The sequence below is a fragment of the Alistipes sp. An66 genome, assembly GCF_002161445.1.
Lineage (GTDB): Bacteria > Bacteroidota > Bacteroidia > Bacteroidales > Rikenellaceae > Alistipes > Alistipes cottocaccae.
Genome location: NZ_NFHT01000005.1, coordinates 105,510 through 119,927 on the forward strand (window position 1 = coordinate 105,510; position 14,418 = coordinate 119,927).

Below are 14,418 nucleotides of genomic sequence, written 5' to 3' on the forward strand. Positions count from 1 at the left end.
AGGCCCAAAAATACGATTTTATTCGGATATGGGCAATCCCGAATAGCAGGTATCTTCGATTTTGTTTCCGGTCTGCGAACCGGCAGGCGGAGGAGGCTCCCGAAAGCTGTTCGTTCCGTGATCATTCCGGGTTGCGGAGTGCCATTTGCAGAGGCTTCGGAATCGTTTTTGCGGCAGCGGGCCCCGAAATGTGGAATCCGATCCCCGAAAAGTTACATTTTTCGTGTAAAAAAACGCGTTTTTTGGCCTCCTGACAACGTTATTTAGAATATTTTTATATCTTTGCGATGATAACAACCCAAAAACTCCAATTATTTTTTAAATTCACAAAACCATGAAAGAGTTAGTAGAAAAAATCAATGCTGAATTCGAGGTATTCGCAGCCAACGCTGCCGCACAGGTTGAGAAGAACAACAAGGCAGCCGGCACGCGTGCCCGCAAGTCGGCTCTGGAACTTTCGAAGCTGATGAAGGAGTTCCGCAAGGTTTCCGTAGAGGCTGCGAAATAGTTCGGATTCGATTCGAAACAGGAGCCGCTTCCCGGGAGGGGAGGCGGCTCTGTCATTTTGTCTTCTGCTGATTCTTCCGTCCCCGGCTTAAAACTCGATGCCGTAACGACGGAATACCTCGTAATCCTCCTCTTTGAGGCCCGTTTTGGGATAAGGGACCGCTTCGTTGTGGTCGTTCAGATAGTAACGGGGTGTCGTCCGGTCGTAATCGGGGCTGACGAGCGAGACTTTCGTCGAGAGGTGCCGTCCCCGGATCGACGCCATGTCGGCCATCGTGTGGAACAGGGCATGCGTCGTGGCGGGTGCGGAGCCGTTGGCCGCCGCCGCTGCGGTCTTTTCGGGGAACAGCCGGCGGTACTCTTCGGAGAACCATGCCAGCGATGCCACATGGAGCTGATAGGCCGTAGTGGTCGGGGAGGCGTGCAGGAATCGCTCCCGCCGGTCGTCGATCAGATCCTCCCCGTGGTCGGCGCAGTAGAGCAGCGCCGAGGCGGTTCCGTTCAGCGATTGCAGATACCCGATGGTCTCGGCCAGGAAATGATCCGTGTAGAGGATCGAGTTGTCGTAGGCGTTGACGAGCATCTCCCGGTGCTGGGGTGCGATCGCCACGTCGTCATCGGGGAGGAAGCGGGCGAACTCCCGGGGATAGCGCTGGTGGTAGCTGAAATGCGACCCGTAGCAGTGGAGGATGAAGAGGAACTTGCGTTTGTCGCTGCGTTCGATCACCCGGCGCATTTCGTCGAGCAGCTGCATGTCGCGGCGCGGGGAGCGGATGTATACGAGGTGTTTGGCGTCGTGGGCCAGATGGTCGATCATGGCGCCCTGCCGCGACTGGTTGGAGATGAACCAGGTCTCGAACCCGGCTTCGTTGAAGAGGGCCGGGAGTCCCTTCCGGCGGTAGAGCTCCTCGTGTTCGCCGGTGGCCACCGACGAGAGGATCAGCGGCACGCTCTTGTGGGTCGTATTGCTCTGCGTCAGCATGTTGCGGAATACGACCAGATCGTCGACTTCGGCCAGTCGGGGGTTGGTTTCGCGGTTGTAGCCATAGAGCTGCCAGTTCATGGCGCGGGCCGCCTCGCCGATGATGTAGACGTAGATTTCGCGTCCGGGAGCCTCTGCCGAGCGATGGGCTTCGAAGGTGAAATCGCGCGAGGTTTTCTCGAAGTTGTAGGACTTGCGGAATTCCGAGCCGCTCAATCCGAGGTTGTAGACGACGTTCAGCGGGAAGATCTCGTCGCGCAGGACATGCCGCTCCTCGCTGACGTGGTAGGCGGGCCAGAGAGCCAGCAGACCGACGGAGAAGAGTGCGGCTCCGGTCAGGCCGATGCTCATGCGGGTGGTCCGGGTGATGTAGCGTTTGTGAGCGATTTCGCGGGCCGCGAGCCAGAGCAGCGGGAGGTAGATCGCGCAGACGAGGACGACCGAGGGGTATATGTTCCCGAGGAGTTCGCCGGCTTCGCCGGGGTTCGTCGTCAGGAGGTTCGTGAACATGTCGGTGGCGATGATCGAGTTCCCGAACAGGTAGAGCAGCACGATCTGGAAGGCGCAGAAGAAGATGAACGGGACCCCGAGCCAGATCATGACGCCGGATCGCCGCAGGGCGACGCTCCACATCATGTAGAATCCCAGCGGGAGGAGGATCAGCGCCTCGGTCGACCAGATCGAGTATCCTTCGGTGTTTGCCAGGACGCAGTTGGGGATGATCAGTGCGACGAAGAAATAGACGGTCAGCAGCGTGGTGAACCGGCTTCGGGTTTTGACGCTTCTTGTTTTTTTATCGGCACTCATGACAGATCGGGCTTAAAAAGCTTCGTTGATGTTGAGCAGGAAGCCGCTGGTCTTCTTGCCGAAGCCGTAGTCGAGACGTACGTTGACGCGCTTTTTGAGTTCCCATCGGAGTCCGATGCCGTAGTTGGGGAGGGTTTCGTCCCAGCGGAAACGGTCGAAAGCCGGGAATACGTTTCCGGCCCCGCCCCAGACGACTCCGCCGATACGACGCCAGATGCGTTGCCGCAGTTCGGTCTGGAAGGTGATCATGCAGTTGTCGGTGTACTGCCCGAGGTAGTATCCGCGCATGCGCTGGTTGTCGCCCATGCGGGCGAGCATGGTCCAGGGAGCTCCGTCGGAGTTAAAGACGCCGTAGAGGTCGGCGGCGAGGACGGCGTTTTTCCAGACCGGCAGGTAGAAATCCGCGGTGAAGGTGGTCCGCCAGAGCGTCTGTCCGCAGTTTCCGAGAGCCTTGGGGTAGACGGTTTCGCGGAAGCTGACGTAGATGCCCCGGAAGGGATTGGGGATGAAGTCCCGGCTGTCGTACTCGGCGACGATGCCGATTCCGGTTGCCGTATATTGGGTCCGTTCTCCTTCGAGGTAGCTCGGTTCCGAGAATTTGATACCTCTCGCGTAATCGAAGCTGGCGACACCTCCGAGGTAGGTGTGGGGGAGGATCTCACGCAGGTAGCTGGCGTCGATCTGGATTCGTTTTTCGGAATAGGTGCTCACCTTGTTGTAGCGTCCGTTCCGGTAGCCGATACCCCAGAAGTCGCGGGGTGCGGAGGAGAACATCGCCGTATAGGAGATCCGCTGTTTGTTTCCCGTGAAGATGTTGTTGCCGGAGATTCCGACGGAGTAGAACCCCGACACGGAGACGTTTGCGAAGATCGAGACGTCGGAGGGCACGGTCACCGAATCGGTCCGGTCGATGCGATAGAGTCCGGCGGCGAGGACTCCGATACCGAAGTTTGTGTTTTTCGAGTAACTGGGGCCTCCGGCGAAGGTGAAGTCGATTTTTTTTTCGAAGGTGCGGTCTACGGTCGACTCCCCGAAATAGTCCACGATGCGTCTGAAAAAGTTTTTCTTCGGAGCTTCGGACTGTTGGAGCGGGGTGTAGGTATAGCGGATCGTATCCCGGTCGGAGACGAGGGTGTCGGCTTTCTGGGCGAAACCTGGGGAGACAGCGCCCAATGCCGTAAGGAGGAGGAGAGATGACAGGACGAATCGGCGGGACATTCGCTTACCGGTACTTGTCAATCGTTTCGTAGAAGGCCTCTTTGTCGGCCTCGGACAAGACGCCCTTGCGCAGGAAGACGAGTTCACCCTCTTTCGAGACGATCATCAGCACGAACTGATTGTTGCAGTCACCGAGGCCCCAGGCCGAAGAGAGTGTGCGTTCCTGATCGGCGAGGACCGTGGCGCCGTTCTTTTCGGTTCGTTTTTTGGCCATGGCGCGGGCCATTCCGTTGGGGATCATGGGGGCGTCCTTGAGGTTCATGATGCCGAAACCGTAGATGTTGTCGCCCTGTGCGCGGTGGTTTTTTTCGAGATCGAAGGTAAACTCTTCGTTCTGTTTGTGGCGATCGGGGTCGACATAGAATATCATGAGGTTCTTTTCTCCGAAGCAGGGCAGTTTCGTCGGATTCCCGTCCAGATCGAGCAGCTCGACATTCCGGATTTTCCGGGGGAGTTCCTGGGCTGCGGCCGTCGACAGCGTCAGTGTGCCGGCGATCAGCATCGCAATCATTTTCGTTTTCATAGGTTTATTCTCTGTTTTTTCGAAAATCAGGGGCAAAGGTACGACAAATTCTCTGAACATAGGGGCCTTCGGAGCCTATATTATTGTTCTAATCGTCATTTTTTTCGATCGGAAGGAAACTGTTCCGGAGGTCGGGTCCTCTCCGGCGGATGCCCTAATTTTGCCGGCGAGTTTTTCCATGCCGGCCTGCCATGCAAAATGCGTTCCGGAATTTTGTCCGGAAATTCTCCGGATGAAATTTGGTACGGAGTCCGGCAAAGTGTATCTTTGGGGCGATGAAAACACGTATACTGTTTGTCTGTTTGGGCAACATCTGCCGCTCCCCGGCCGCCGAGGGCATTTTGCGAGCGAAGGCCGGGCTTTCGGGACTTTCGGAGCGGATCGAGGTGGATTCGGCGGGGACCTACGGCGGACATCGGGGCGAACTGCCCGATCCGCGGATGCGGAGTGCGGCTTCGCGGCGCGGCTATGCGCTGACCCACCGGGCGCGTCAGGTCCGGGAGGAGGATTTCGAACGCTTCGACCGGATCATCGCGATGGACGACATGAACTATGAGACGCTCCACCGCCTGGCCCCCTCGCGGGAGGCGTCGCGCCGGATCTTCCGCATGACGGAGTTCTGCCGCCGGCATCCGGATCGGACGTATGTCCCCGACCCCTATTATGAAGGTCACGAAGGTTTCGAACTGGTGCTGGATATGCTGGAAGACGGTTGCGAGGGGATCCTTGCGAGCCTGACACCGGACGAGTGACCGCCCGTCCGGCCTGATGCGGTGTGAACTCCGGTACCTCCGTTCCGCTCCGACACTCCGAAGCCGCCTTGCGTTCCGGCTTTCCGTGCCGCCCCGATGCTCCGGCCCCGCCTTGCGTCTTGGCCTCCCTCCTCCGTTCCGCCCCGATGCTTTGGCCCCGTCTTACGCCCCGGCTTCTCCGGACCCCTGTTCCGCGGCGAGCCGGTCCACATAGAGAATTCCGTCCAGATGATCCAGTTCGTGCTGGAAAATCACGGCCGTGAACCCGGCGATCTCCTCTTCCCGGGGTTCGCCGTCTTCGTCGATGTAGCGGACCCGGATCTGCTGCCAGCGCTCCACATCCCCATATCGGTCCGGAACCGAGAGACAACCCTCCCGGCCCGCCTGCTTTTCGCCGCTCACGCCGATGATTTCGGGATTCAGGAAGAATTCGAAGGGCTCGCCCGCTTTGTCGAAACGCTGTACGGCAATGATCCGCCGCAGGACCCCCACCTGCGGGGCGGCGATTCCGACGCCTTCGTTTTCGGGATTCCGCACGGTGGCCAGCATGCGTCGGCGCAGCGTGGCATACGTCTTCCCGCGCAGCATTCCGCCGTTTACGGGGCGGCTCGTCGACCGCAACACCGCTTCATCCTCCCCGTTTCCGAGGATCAACACCCGCATCGGCCCCTCCCCGGCGGCGATCACCCGCCGCTCCTCGCGGGAGAAATCCGCCGAGCATCCCGGCAGCAGGGCCAGCAAGGCCCCGGCAAACAGCATCCTTGCCGCAATCATTCCTCTCCTTCTCTTCGTCATGCCTTTCATCACCCGTCTCCTCCGCGATCAGAAGTCGAATCCGAAGCTGATGCTGTACGTGTTTCGCAACGGCGTATCCTTCGCGGCGAAGAGATAGGCGAAATCGAGCCGCAGATGGAGGAACCGCACGCCGACACCAGCCGACCAGTAGCTGGGGTAGTAGTAACGCCGTTCCCCGAAGTGGTATCCGCCGCGGAACTGCACGAGCTGCATGAGGTTGTATTCGGCGCCGACGGACATCTGGAACCCGCGGACCTCTTTCGGCAGGAAATAGTATCCCCAGTCGGCACCGACGGTGATTTCGTGGGCGTCGGTGAGGAAGGTATCGAGTGCGACGCCGGCCGTGAGGTCGACGGGCATGCTGTAATCCGTCTTGTCGAGGTAGGCGCCGAGGTTGGCCAGTTTGGCGCCGATGCGCAGCAGGGAGAACGACCCGACGTTTTCGAGCGGCAGCTGACAGGCGACGCTCAAATCGGCGGCCAGGGCATCGGCCGACGCATCGGGACGTTGCAGGTGGAGATACCGTGCGACGATTCCCACGGCCCATTTTTCGTTGATCCGGTGCGTGTAGCCGAGGTCGACGGCCATGTCGTTGTTCCCGCGTTCGCGGAGATACTGCCTCCATCCGGCCTGTACGGTTCCTGTCGACGTGATGTGGTATGCGCCCGAGACGGCATAGTAGTCGAAATCGCTCTGTCCGTAGTAGGAGGAGGAGAGGTGGAGGGGCGAGCGCGAGAAGGCTGCGAAGGCGGAGTTGTTGTAGATGACGTGCGAACTGGACAGCGTGGTCATCGTCACGCCTCCCATCCCGAGGACCTTTGCATCGGGGGTCGGGAGCGTCGCCTCCTGTGCGGCGGCGATTCCTGGGGTCATGGCCGCGGCGGCCAACAGAACAACGATCGGTTTCATGAATGCAAATTATACGGAGCGGCGGTCGCAGCGGCAAACGGACCTTTCGGGTTCGGCCGGGACGACCCGCCTCCTGTTTTTGCAAATATATATAAATCGGGCCCAAAACTGCAAACCCTCCGGGATTTTTTGCATCGGGCGGTCTCGAAAGGGTCTCATTTCCGGGATTTCCCCCCCCCTGTATGAAGAAGGCCGCCTCCTGCATCCGGAGACGGCCTGTTCGCGTTCGCGGCTCGGGACCTCGGGCCCGGGGAGCGATTTAGCAGTTCATGGCACCGCAGCAGTGGATCACCTGACCGCTGACATACGACGAGAGGTCCGACGCGAGGAACAGAGCCACTTTGGCGACATCCTCGGGCGTACCGCCGCGGCGCAGGGGGATCTGCTTGTACCACTCCTCCTTGACCGAGTCGGGGAGCTTGTCGGTCATGTCGGTGATGATGAATCCGGGGGCGATGCAGTTGGCGCGGATTCCGCGGGGTCCCATCTCCTTGGCGATGGACTTGGCCAGGCCGATCATGCCGGCCTTCGACGCGGAGTAGTTGCACTGACCGGCGTTTCCGCTGACACCGACCACCGACGACATGTTGATGATCGATCCGCTCTTCTGCCGGGCCATGACCGGCGTGACGGCGTGGATGAAGTTGAATGCGGATTTGAGGTTTACGGTGAGCACGGCGTCCCACTGTGCCTCGGACATGCGCATCATGAGTCCGTCCTTGGTGATTCCGGCGTTGTTGACGAGGATGTCGATGCGGCCGAAATCCTTCATGATCTGATCGATGACCTGATGGGTCTCTTCGAAGTTTGCGGCATTCGAGGCATAACCTTTTGCCTTGACGCCCAGGGCGGCGATTTCGGCCTCGGTAGCCTTTCCGTTATCGTCGATCACCAGGTCGGTGAAGGCGACATCGGCGCCTTCCGAAGCGAATTTCAGAGCGATGGCCTTTCCGATACCGCGTGCGGCACCGGTTACGACAGCCACTTTTCCTTCGAGCAGTTTCATAATCTGACTATTTTTAAGGTAATATCTGCCAAATTTCCGGCACAAAGATAGGAAAAATATCTTAAAAGCACGCGCGGGGCGCGAAATTCGGCAATTTTGCTTATCTTTACCCGCCGGAAAGCATGCCTGCACGATGAAAAGCCTTGTTTTACTCTCATTGCTGGTTTCCGCCGCCGCGACGGCCGCCGAGCCGTGGATCTGCACCGCCGACGGGACGCGACTGATCTACGAGGAGTCGGTCGGCGGGAGTGCGACAGGCACGCTGGACAAGCTCGTCACGACGGGCGACGAGGGCGAAATCCTTCTCACCTATACCCGGGAGGGGCTTCCGGTCGTCGAACGCTGGACGGTCCATCCCGATTCTACGGTCCTGCACATCGAGGCCCCGGAGCCGATGTACGAACTGCTCCGCACGATGCAGGTGGAGGATATCGAGTTCACGACGCGGAACCAGAGCCTGCCCGCGACGATGACGCCCGGCGACGAGTTCCCGGGCTTCGGATTCACGCTCTCGGGGTGGAAGGAGGGTGAGCGCTCCACGGTATCCGTTGTTTCGGACCGCGTGCGTGTGGTCGGGCGGGAGCGGATCAAGACCCCGGCCGGGAAGTTCGAGGCCGTGCGCATCGAATACCGCACGACCACGACGATGGGGGACTCTTCGGTGGAGAGCCGCATGACGCAGTGGCTGGTTCCCGGCATCGGAGTTGTGCGTCAGGAGATTCCGCTCTTCGGGGATATGGCCGGCGTCACGGAACTGCAAAAAATCATTCAATAACCCAGATAAAAGATGAAAAGAGATTCCCGGATTTTCGAATTGATTGCCGAGGAGCGCAGCCGTCAGATGCACGGCATCGAGCTGATCGCCTCGGAGAACTTCGTCAGCGAAGAGGTGATGGAGGCCATGGGCTCGGTGCTCACGAACAAATATGCGGAGGGCTATCCCGCGGCGCGTTACTACGGCGGCTGCGAGGTGGTGGACAAGGTGGAGCGTCTCGCCATCGAGCGGATCTGCGAACTCTACGGTGCGGAGTGGGCCAACGTGCAGCCGCACTCGGGGGCACAGGCCAACATGGCGGTTTTCTTCGCGTGCATGCAGCCGGGCGACACCTTCATGGGTCTTGACCTCGCACACGGAGGCCACCTTTCGCACGGTTCGCCGGTGAACATGTCGGGCAAGTACTTCAAGGCCGTGGGGTACCAGCTCGACGAGGCGACGGGCCGGATCGACTACGACGCCATGGAGCGCAAGGCGCTGGAATGCCGTCCGAAGCTGATCGTCGGCGGCGCTTCGGCCTACTCGCGCGAGTGGGACTACAAGCGCATGCGCGAGATCGCCGACAAGGTGGGCGCGCTGCTGATGGTCGACATGGCGCACACGGCGGGACTGATCGCCGCGGGGCTGCTCGAAAACCCGGTTAAATACGCCCACATCGTCACCTCGACGACGCACAAGACGCTGCGCGGGCCGCGCGGCGGCATCATCCTCATGGGTAAGGACTTCGAGAACCCGTGGGGACAGACGACGCCGAAGGGTGCGGTGAAGATGATGTCGCAGATCCTCAATTCGGCCGTCTTCCCGGGCATCCAGGGCGGACCGCTGGAACACGTGATCGCCGCGAAGGCCGTTGCGTTCGGCGAGGCGCTGCAACCCGAATACAGGGAGTACCAGCGTCAGGTCCAGAAGAACGCCGCCGCCATGGCTGCCGCCTTCACGAAACGCGGGTACAAGATCGTTTCGGGCGGTACGGACAACCACCTGATGCTGGTCGACCTGCGGACGAAGTTCCCCGAGCTGACGGGCAAGCTGGCCGAGAAGTGCCTCGTGGCCGCCGACATCACGACGAACAAGAACATGGTTCCGTTCGACACGCGCTCGCCGTTCCAGACGTCGGGTCTCCGCTTCGGTACGCCGGCCATCACGACGCGCGGTCTGAAAGAGGAGCAGATGGACTACATCGTCGGACTGATCGACCGGGTTCTGAACGATCCGGAGAACGAGGAGAACATCGCCGCCGTTCGCCGGGACGTGAACGCGCTGATGGCGAACTATCCGCTTTTTGCCTGGTAGGATGCGTATGGAGGAGGTGCTCGATTTCCTGCGCCGGTTGTCCGACAACAACGACCGCGAGTGGTTCGACGCCCACCGGGCGGAGTGGACGCATGTCAAGGGCCTGTGGGCGGACTTCACGGCGGAACTGATCGAGGGCGTCGCCTCGTTCGATCCTTCGGTCCGGGGCCTTCGTCCGCAGGACTGCACCTACCGCATTGCCCGCGACACGCGCTTTTCGGCGGACAAACGCCCCTACAAGAGCTGGCTCGGGACGTTCATCGCGCCGCATGGCAAGAAGTCGGGCTATGCGGGCTACTACTTCCACGTCGAACCCGTGGGCGACGGCCTTCTGGGCAACCACCTGCTGGCTGCCGGGGCGGTCTGCATCGAGCCGGCGGTGCTGCGTTCGATCCGCGAGGAGGTGCTGGACCACGGAGATGAGCTGACGGAGTCGATCCGCCGGGCCCGCGGCTTCCGGCTCGACACGACGAACCGTCTGAAACGGGTCCCGACGGGCTTCCCGGCGGAGAGCGAACATGCCGACCTGCTCAAACAGAAGGACTATTGCCTGGAAAAGAGGGTTTCGGAGGAGTTTGTCCTGTCCGACGGCCTTCCGGAGCGCCTGGTGGAGGAGTTCCGCCATACGAAACCCTTCCTCGACCAGCTGAACCGGGCGATCCGGTACGCCTGCGAGGAGATGTGACCTCCGTTTCCGGAGGTCGGGAAAAGAAGAGAGACGATCCATACGGACCGTCTCTCTTCTTCATTCGCTGCCGCCCATGCCGTCACCGGACGTACCGTCGCATCTCGGCGACCAGCTCGGAGGGTCCGGCGAGGAGCGATATGCCGCGGTCCGTGCGTAACGGCTTGACGACGCCTCCGGCCTCCGCGACGATCAACGCTCCGGCGCAGACGTCCCACTCGTGCAGGGCAAGTTCCCAGTAACCGTCGATCCACCCGGCCGCCACGGCACAGAGGTCGTAGGCTGCCGATCCCATGCGGCGCAAACCGCGGATGCGGGGCAGCAGCCGGCCGACATTGTCGAGGTTGTTGTCCGGATTGAGATCCTTGTCGTAGGGGAATCCCGTGGCAAGGACCGCCGAAGCCAGACTCTCCTTCCGGGCGACCCGGATCCTCCTGGGCTCCTTCCCGCGCTCCGCGAGCCACGCCCCGCCGCCCTTGACAGCCGTGTACAATTCGTCCGGACAGGGTGCATAAACCACGCCGACGACCGTTTCGCCCCGGTGTTGCAGGGCGATCGAGACGGCGAAGACGGGCAGCCCCTGGCTGTAATTGGTCGTCCCGTCCAGCGGGTCGACCACCCAGCGCCAGTCGCTTCCGGCCTTGCCGCGTTCCCCGTCCTCCTCGCCTAACAAGGCGTGGTCCGGGAAACGCTCCGCGATGCGGCGACCGATCAACGCTTCGCACTCCTTGTCGATACGGGTCACCACGTCATAGACGTTGGACTTGGTCTGCACCCCGAGGTCGCCGCTTCGGAACGCATCAAGCTGAACGGCCCCGGCCTCGCGGGCCAGCGTCACGGCAAAATCCAGCAACTCCCCGTACATGGCGTCAGCGGCTTTCGGCGAAATACTTGTAGAATAACGGAATGGTCTCCACGCCGCGTTCGAACTGTTCGAGTCCGAAGCTCTCGTTGGGGGAGTGGATGGCATCTTCGGCGAGCCCGAAACCGATCAGCAGGGACTTGATGCCGAGAATCGCCTCGAAACCGCTGATAATGGGAATCGACCCTCCGGAGTAGAACGGCAGGGGTTTCTTGCCGAAGGTCTCCGCGATGGCCTTTTCGGCGGCCTTGTAGGCGGGCATGTCGGTCGGTGCGACGTAGGGCATGCCGCCGTGCAGCGACTTCACGACGACCTTGACGCTCCTGGGCGCGATCTGCCGGAAATGGCGTTCGAAGAGCTTCGAGATCTTGCGGTAGTCCTGATTCGGGACGAGACGCATGGAGATCTTGGCCGAGGCCTTCGACGGGATGACGGTCTTGGTTCCCTCGCCGATGTATCCGCCCCAGATTCCGTTGACGTCGAGCGACGGACGCACGCCGGTGCGTTCGAGCGTGGTGTAGCCGGCCTCGCCCTCGACATCGCCGATCTTCAACGACCTTTTATATTCGGCGAGACTGAACGGCGCCCGGTTGAAGGCCCTGCGTTCGGCGGGCGTCAACTCGCGCACATCGTCGTAGAAACCGGGGATCGTCACGCGGCCGTTCCCGTCGATCAGACCGGCGACCAGCCGCGTCAGGACGTTGGCCGGATTGGCCACGGCGCCGCCGAACAGCCCCGAATGGAGGTCCTTGTCGGGTCCCGTGACCTCGACCTCCATGTAGGCCAGTCCGCGCAGCCCGCAGGTGATCGAGGGGGTCTGCATCGAGAGCATCGAGGTGTCCGAGACGAGGATGATGTCGGCCTTCAACAGTTTCTTGTGTTCGCGGCAGAAGTCGTAGAGGCTGGCCGAGCCGATCTCCTCCTCGCCTTCGAGCATGAACTTCACGTTGCAGGGCAGCGAATCGGTGGCGCACATCGCCTCGAAGGCTTTGGCGTGCATCCACAGCTGTCCCTTGTCGTCGTCGGCGCCGCGGCACCAGATGCGGCCGTCGCGGATGACGGGCTCGAACGGATCGGTGTGCCACTCTCCGCGCGGATCGACCGGCATCACGTCGTAGTGGCCGTAGACCAGCACGGTTTTGGCCTTCGGATCGACGATCTTCTCGGCATAGACCACCGGATTCCCGGCCGTGGGCATCACCTCGGCACGGTCGGCGCCGGCCTTGACCAGTGCAGCGGCGAGGAACTCGGCGCAGCGCTGCATGTCGGGTTTATGCTCCGACTGGGCGCTGATCGACGGGATGCGCAGCAGATCGAACAACTCATTGATAAAACGCTCTTTATTGTCGTTTATATAAATCTTTACCTTATCCATTCCAACTATTTTTTCTGCAAGACGTAATATTCGGCCAGTTCGCCGGTGACCGGCTGTCGGTCGGCATTGAGGTGGCGCAGGCGGTTCTCCTCGACCTTGTAATACGCGGGCTGTTCGCCGTCGGAGGGCACGAGCGTCAGCAGGTTGCCCTCGACCCGGAACGTGCCCTTTTCGTCGAATGCCGCCTCACGTTCAAGATAGACCATGTGCAGGGTATAGGAGCCGTCGGCTGCAAGCACAAGGGTGGTCTCGATGCCCGGACAGTCGGCCGCGGGCAGCGTACCTTCGTACGTGCCGAGGTAGTCGAGCGACGTCTCGGCCGTGTGCATGTCGGGGGCGGTCCCGGCGATTTCAGCCGCTCCGACCGTTTGGGATTTCACCGCACCGGCACCCTCTCCGGTCCCGGGAGCCTGCCTGCGGCCGTTTCCGCCGCAGGCGGCCAGCAGCCCTGCGGCGGAAAGGATCAACAGGTATCTTCTCATGGCGGTCAAAGGTTGCAGATGGCCTTGATCTCGGCGATGAAACGCTCTGCCAGCGCGTCGGCCTCCTCCATCGACTTGGCCTCGGTGTAGACGCGGATGATCGGCTCGGTATTCGACTTGCGGAGGTGTACCCAGTTCTCCGGGAAGTCGATCTTCACGCCGTCTATATCGTTCACGTTCTCATTGGCATAGCGGGCCTTTACCTCACGCAGTACTTTATCCACGTCGATGGCCGGCGTCAGCTCGATCTTGTTCTTCGAGGCGTAGTATGCCGGATAGGTTGCGCGCAGCTGGGTCATGGTCATGCCCTTCCTGGCGAGCCACGTCAGGAAGAGTGCCGTGCCGACCAGGGCGTCGCGGCCGTAGTGGAGTCCGGGGTAGATGACCCCGCCGTTTCCTTCGCCGCCGATCACGGCGCCGACCTCCTTCATCTTGGTGGTGACGTTGACCTCACCCACGGCCGAGGCGTAATATTTGCCGCCGTGACGCTCCGTGACGTCGCGCAGGGCGCGCGACGAGGAGAGATTCGAGACGGTCACGCCGCCGGGGTTCTGCGAGAGGATGTAGTCGGCCACGGCTACGAGCGTGTACTCCTCGACGAACATCGAGCCGTCCTCCGAGACGAAGGCCAGCCGGTCGACATCGGGATCGACCACGACGCCCAGATCGGCCTTTTCGCGGACGATGACCTCCGAGATCTCCGTAAGGTTCTGCGGCAGGGGTTCGGGGTTGTGGGCGAATTCGCCCGTGGGGTCGCAGTTGAGTTCGACGACCTCGCAGCCCAGTTCGCGCAGGAGCTTCGGCATGACGATGCCGCCCACGGAGTTCACGGCGTCGATGACGACCTTGAAATGGCGCTTGCGCACGGCCTCGGCGTCCACGAGGGGCAGGGCCAGCACCTGACGGATGTGCTCGTCGTTGAAATCCTCGCGGGCGATGACATGCCCGATTCCGTCGATTGCGGGGTATTCGAAGGATTCGTCCTCGGCCAGGGCCAACACCTGTTTCCCTTCGGCATCGGAGAGGAATTCGCCGCGGGCATTCAGGAGTTTGAGCGCGTTCCACTGGCGGGGGTTGTGCGAGGCGGTGAGGATGATTCCGCCGTCGGCCTTGCGGGTGATGACGGCCATTTCGGTTCCGGGCGTGGTGCAGAGCCCCACGTTGATGACGTCGGCGCCGCAGGCGAGCAGCGTACCCTCGACCAGGTCCATGACCAGTTCGCCCGAGAGGCGGGCGTCGCGGCCGATGACGATGGTGAGTTTTTTGCCCGGGTTGCGGCTTGCGATCAGGCGGGTGTAGGCCGTGGTGAATTTCACGATATCGAGCGGGGTGAGGTTCTCGCCCGAGGGGCCTCCGATGGTTCCGCGGATGCCCGAAATGGATTTGATAAGCGTCATGTTACGTTAGGTTTTATGGGTATTTTACAAGAATAAAAATTCGCGGCGAA

The 14,418-nt window shown here is 61.1% G+C and carries 15 protein-coding genes; 5 read left to right on the forward strand and 10 right to left on the reverse strand.

Going from position 1 to position 14,418, the window contains the following annotated elements; genetic code table 11:
• The first annotated feature begins 334 nt into the window (after positions 1–334).
• Positions 335–508 carry a histone H1 gene (locus tag B5G16_RS05350; RefSeq protein WP_087261971.1) on the forward strand — a complete coding sequence of 58 codons (174 nt, stop codon included), beginning with the start codon at positions 335–337 and terminating at the stop codon, positions 506–508.
• Positions 509–595: 87 nt separating this feature from the next.
• On the opposite strand, the gene B5G16_RS05355 is transcribed toward B5G16_RS05350, so the two are convergent.
• The 3 genes from B5G16_RS05355 to B5G16_RS05365 are packed head-to-tail and all read right to left on the reverse strand — an operon-like array spanning position 596 to position 4,037.
• On the reverse strand, positions 596–2,296 hold the full coding sequence (locus B5G16_RS05355) for a phosphoethanolamine transferase (RefSeq protein ID WP_087261974.1): 1,701 nt from the start codon (positions 2,294–2,296) through the stop codon (positions 596–598).
• A 12-nt stretch (positions 2,297–2,308) separates the two neighbouring features.
• Positions 2,309–3,514 carry a BamA/TamA family outer membrane protein gene (locus B5G16_RS05360; protein ID WP_087261975.1) on the reverse strand — a complete coding sequence of 402 codons (1,206 nt, stop codon included), beginning with the start codon at positions 3,512–3,514 and terminating at the stop codon, positions 2,309–2,311.
• A gap of 4 nt (positions 3,515–3,518) precedes the next feature.
• Complete coding sequence (locus B5G16_RS05365; protein WP_087261977.1) at positions 3,519–4,037, reverse strand: hypothetical protein; 519 nt, start codon at positions 4,035–4,037, stop codon at positions 3,519–3,521.
• Positions 4,038–4,312: 275 nt separating this feature from the next.
• On the opposite strand from B5G16_RS05365, the gene B5G16_RS05370 reads away from it, so the two are divergent.
• The gene (locus B5G16_RS05370) at positions 4,313–4,789 is read left to right on the forward strand and encodes a low molecular weight protein-tyrosine-phosphatase (RefSeq protein WP_087261979.1); all 477 of its coding nucleotides are present in this window, start codon (positions 4,313–4,315) and stop codon (positions 4,787–4,789) included.
• A gap of 162 nt (positions 4,790–4,951) precedes the next feature.
• On the opposite strand, the gene def is transcribed toward B5G16_RS05370, so the two are convergent.
• The 3 genes from def to fabG all read right to left on the reverse strand — a co-directional run bounded on the left by def (position 4,952) and on the right by fabG (position 7,499).
• Positions 4,952–5,563, reverse strand: coding sequence for a peptide deformylase (def, locus tag B5G16_RS05375; RefSeq protein ID WP_087261981.1), 612 nt, complete (start codon positions 5,561–5,563; stop codon positions 4,952–4,954).
• Positions 5,564–5,611: 48 nt separating this feature from the next.
• Positions 5,612–6,493: a PorV/PorQ family protein gene (locus B5G16_RS05380; protein WP_087261982.1), complete on the reverse strand. Its 882-nt coding sequence runs from the start codon at positions 6,491–6,493 to the stop codon at positions 5,612–5,614.
• Between the two features lie 259 nt (positions 6,494–6,752).
• A complete protein-coding gene (gene fabG, locus B5G16_RS05385; RefSeq protein WP_087261984.1) occupies positions 6,753–7,499 on the reverse strand; it encodes a 3-oxoacyl-[acyl-carrier-protein] reductase in 747 nt (248 codons plus the stop codon).
• Between the two features lie 133 nt (positions 7,500–7,632).
• Here fabG and B5G16_RS05390 point away from each other — a divergent pair, with 133 nt between their 5' ends.
• The 3 genes from B5G16_RS05390 to B5G16_RS05400 are packed head-to-tail and all read left to right on the forward strand — an operon-like array spanning position 7,633 to position 10,252.
• Positions 7,633–8,274 (forward strand): TapB family protein, encoded by a 642-nt coding sequence (locus tag B5G16_RS05390; protein ID WP_143260836.1) that lies wholly within the window; start codon positions 7,633–7,635, stop codon positions 8,272–8,274.
• Between the two features lie 12 nt (positions 8,275–8,286).
• Positions 8,287–9,567 carry a serine hydroxymethyltransferase gene (glyA, locus tag B5G16_RS05395; protein WP_087261988.1) on the forward strand — a complete coding sequence of 427 codons (1,281 nt, stop codon included), beginning with the start codon at positions 8,287–8,289 and terminating at the stop codon, positions 9,565–9,567.
• A 7-nt stretch (positions 9,568–9,574) separates the two neighbouring features.
• Positions 9,575–10,252, forward strand: coding sequence for a DUF2461 domain-containing protein (locus tag B5G16_RS05400; protein WP_087262101.1), 678 nt, complete (start codon positions 9,575–9,577; stop codon positions 10,250–10,252).
• Between the two features lie 82 nt (positions 10,253–10,334).
• On the opposite strand, the gene B5G16_RS05405 is transcribed toward B5G16_RS05400, so the two are convergent.
• From B5G16_RS05405 to glmM, 4 genes are read right to left on the reverse strand one after another with little or no spacing between them, the layout of a single operon-like run.
• Positions 10,335–11,117 (reverse strand): inositol monophosphatase family protein, encoded by a 783-nt coding sequence (locus tag B5G16_RS05405; RefSeq protein ID WP_087261989.1) that lies wholly within the window; start codon positions 11,115–11,117, stop codon positions 10,335–10,337.
• 4 nt (positions 11,118–11,121) lie between these two features.
• On the reverse strand, positions 11,122–12,489 hold the full coding sequence (locus tag B5G16_RS05410; RefSeq protein WP_087261991.1) for a dipeptidase: 1,368 nt from the start codon (positions 12,487–12,489) through the stop codon (positions 11,122–11,124).
• 5 nt (positions 12,490–12,494) lie between these two features.
• Positions 12,495–12,971, reverse strand: a complete 477-nt coding sequence (locus B5G16_RS05415; protein ID WP_087261993.1) for a copper resistance protein NlpE — start codon at positions 12,969–12,971, stop codon at positions 12,495–12,497.
• A gap of 5 nt (positions 12,972–12,976) precedes the next feature.
• Complete coding sequence (glmM, locus tag B5G16_RS05420; protein WP_087261995.1) at positions 12,977–14,368, reverse strand: phosphoglucosamine mutase; 1,392 nt, start codon at positions 14,366–14,368, stop codon at positions 12,977–12,979.
• Positions 14,369–14,418 lie beyond the last annotated feature (50 nt).

Excerpts from the sequence above, each read along its gene's own strand:
- B5G16_RS05350 (WP_087261971.1), top strand. The coding sequence starts at position 335 with ATGAAAGAGTTAGTAGAAAAAATCAATGCTGAATTCGAGGTATTCGCA.
- B5G16_RS05355 (WP_087261974.1), bottom strand. The coding sequence starts at position 2,296 with ATGAGTGCCGATAAAAAAACAAGAAGCGTCAAAACCCGAAGCCGGTTC.
- B5G16_RS05360 (WP_087261975.1), bottom strand. The coding sequence starts at position 3,514 with ATGTCCCGCCGATTCGTCCTGTCATCTCTCCTCCTCCTTACGGCATTG.
- B5G16_RS05365 (WP_087261977.1), bottom strand. The coding sequence starts at position 4,037 with ATGAAAACGAAAATGATTGCGATGCTGATCGCCGGCACACTGACGCTG.
- B5G16_RS05370 (WP_087261979.1), top strand. The coding sequence starts at position 4,313 with ATGAAAACACGTATACTGTTTGTCTGTTTGGGCAACATCTGCCGCTCC.
- def (WP_087261981.1), bottom strand. The coding sequence starts at position 5,563 with ATGATTGCGGCAAGGATGCTGTTTGCCGGGGCCTTGCTGGCCCTGCTG.
- B5G16_RS05380 (WP_087261982.1), bottom strand. The coding sequence starts at position 6,493 with ATGAAACCGATCGTTGTTCTGTTGGCCGCCGCGGCCATGACCCCAGGA.
- fabG (WP_087261984.1), bottom strand. The coding sequence starts at position 7,499 with ATGAAACTGCTCGAAGGAAAAGTGGCTGTCGTAACCGGTGCCGCACGC.
- B5G16_RS05390 (WP_143260836.1), top strand. The coding sequence starts at position 7,633 with ATGAAAAGCCTTGTTTTACTCTCATTGCTGGTTTCCGCCGCCGCGACG.
- glyA (WP_087261988.1), top strand. The coding sequence starts at position 8,287 with ATGAAAAGAGATTCCCGGATTTTCGAATTGATTGCCGAGGAGCGCAGC.
- B5G16_RS05400 (WP_087262101.1), top strand. The coding sequence starts at position 9,575 with ATGGAGGAGGTGCTCGATTTCCTGCGCCGGTTGTCCGACAACAACGAC.
- B5G16_RS05405 (WP_087261989.1), bottom strand. The coding sequence starts at position 11,117 with ATGTACGGGGAGTTGCTGGATTTTGCCGTGACGCTGGCCCGCGAGGCC.
- B5G16_RS05410 (WP_087261991.1), bottom strand. The coding sequence starts at position 12,489 with ATGGATAAGGTAAAGATTTATATAAACGACAATAAAGAGCGTTTTATC.
- B5G16_RS05415 (WP_087261993.1), bottom strand. The coding sequence starts at position 12,971 with ATGAGAAGATACCTGTTGATCCTTTCCGCCGCAGGGCTGCTGGCCGCC.
- glmM (WP_087261995.1), bottom strand. The coding sequence starts at position 14,368 with ATGACGCTTATCAAATCCATTTCGGGCATCCGCGGAACCATCGGAGGC.